Origin of the sequence: Alteromonas sp. ALT199, from assembly GCF_018619335.1 — a bacterium.
In the GTDB taxonomy this organism is placed as follows: domain Bacteria; phylum Pseudomonadota; class Gammaproteobacteria; order Enterobacterales; family Alteromonadaceae; genus Alteromonas.
Genome location: NZ_JAHHDX010000053.1, coordinates 1 through 1,554, shown reverse-complemented (window position 1 = coordinate 1,554; position 1,554 = coordinate 1). Strand labels below are relative to the sequence as shown.

The following is a 1,554-nucleotide window of genomic DNA, read 5'->3' as shown; positions in this document are numbered from 1 at the left end:
CCCGTTATTGAAAAGTTATACATCTTGAATTGCTTATGCGCCTTTTATTGATTTCGTTCTTTCTTTTTTCAGCTGCATCTGCTGCTTGCACCTCAAAACTAAACGAAGGTTTCGTGCCTTATGCAGTTAAAGAAAAAGAAAATAGATATAAAATTGTTTTTCCTGTATCTGACTTCGCCGAAGAGCCGATGTTTATTGATAGCTTGGTCATATCAATTGAAAAAGTGGTCACTTCAGAAGTAAGCTATTTAACCAAGAATGGTTATGTAATCGCTTATATAGATCTAGACGCTGCAATGGTAGATTCAACAAGGTTTATTGGCTCTTACAACAATGGCAACAAAAAAGGCACTATTTGGGCGCCATGTGCAAATTGGAAGTCAGTATCACTCAAGGTTTTATTGAAAAATGCTGAAAATGTATAACAAACGACTATGGCGTCAACCCTAAATTTAAACTGTTTTTTCTTCCCACATGACGCCATCTCTAACCATTGAATTTAGTATCACAACCATCTTCCGTACACAGGCAATTATCGCTACTTTTTTAGGTTTGCCAGCCGTAACTAAACGCTCATAGACTATTTTAAATTTTGCGTTGCATTGCATCGCTGACATCATTGCCATAAACAATACTGTGCGAACTTGGTGTCGACCTCCTTGGGTAACTTGCTTTCCTTTATATCGGCCACTTTCTTTGTTCATAGGCGCTACGCCAACGAGTGCTGCCACTTGTTTACTATTCATTAAGCCCAATTCCGGTAGATAACTGATAAGCGCAGCCGCAGAGACTTTGCCTATGCCAGGCATACTTTGAACAAGGTCGCTTTTTGCTTTGTATTCGGGGCAGTGTTGAATTAATTGCGCTAGCTCATCATCCATTTGTTGGATTTGCTTTTTCAATACAGTGAGTATTGCTTTGATGCTCGGTTGAACGCTCTTTGGCATAATTTGAAGCCGATTCTTTTCACGAGTCTGCATCTCTAGAAGCTGATTCCTTCGAGCTACGACATCAGCCATTTTCTGCATGCTGTCTGGCTTGAGCGTCGATAGGGAGGGTTGTATCACCTCACTAAAGTGGGCAATCAATGCGGCATCTAATTTATCAGTTTTAGCTTTGCGACCTATGGCACCAGCAAAGCGTTTAACATGCACCGGGTTCACCACGCTAAACGGGATATTGGCTTTTGAACACGCCGTGATAAAAGCCATTTCGTAACGGCCTGTTGCTTCGATTGTCACACGTTGAAGAGTAAACGTCTTCAATCTCTTGATGGCTTCTGCAATACCTTTTTTATCGTTGGTCACTTTAAAGTATTCATCGAAAGGACGAATGTGGATATCTAGACAATCTTTACCTACATCTACACCCACGTTTATGTTTTGCACTACTGTTTTTTTCATAATAAGCTAACTCTGGTTTGCTAAATGCGAGCTCGAGGCCCAGTCGACTATTCGAGTATGTTGCTTGGAGCGCTGTGTGGTGTTCATGTTTGTTATCGGTCTCTCAACTGAGGAGCCTTCGCTTAATCGAACTACTACACAGCCAACTTTG

The 1,554-nt window shown here is 41.1% G+C and carries 2 protein-coding genes; one reads left to right on the top strand and one right to left on the bottom strand.

The features are described 5' to 3' along the window. The first annotated feature begins 113 nt into the window (after window positions 1–113). Entirely contained in the window at window positions 114–425 is a 312-nt protein-coding gene (locus KL866_RS05730) for a hypothetical protein (RefSeq protein ID WP_214993901.1), read from the top strand. A gap of 27 nt (window positions 426–452) precedes the next feature. On the opposite strand, the gene KL866_RS05725 is transcribed toward KL866_RS05730, so the two are convergent. Beyond that, a complete protein-coding gene (locus KL866_RS05725) occupies window positions 453–1,403 on the bottom strand; it encodes an IS110 family transposase (protein ID WP_214993899.1) in 951 nt (316 codons plus the stop codon). Window positions 1,404–1,554 lie beyond the last annotated feature (151 nt).

Excerpts from the sequence above, each read along its gene's own strand:
- KL866_RS05725 (WP_214993899.1), bottom strand. The coding sequence starts at position 1,403 with ATGAAAAAAACAGTAGTGCAAAACATAAACGTGGGTGTAGATGTAGGT.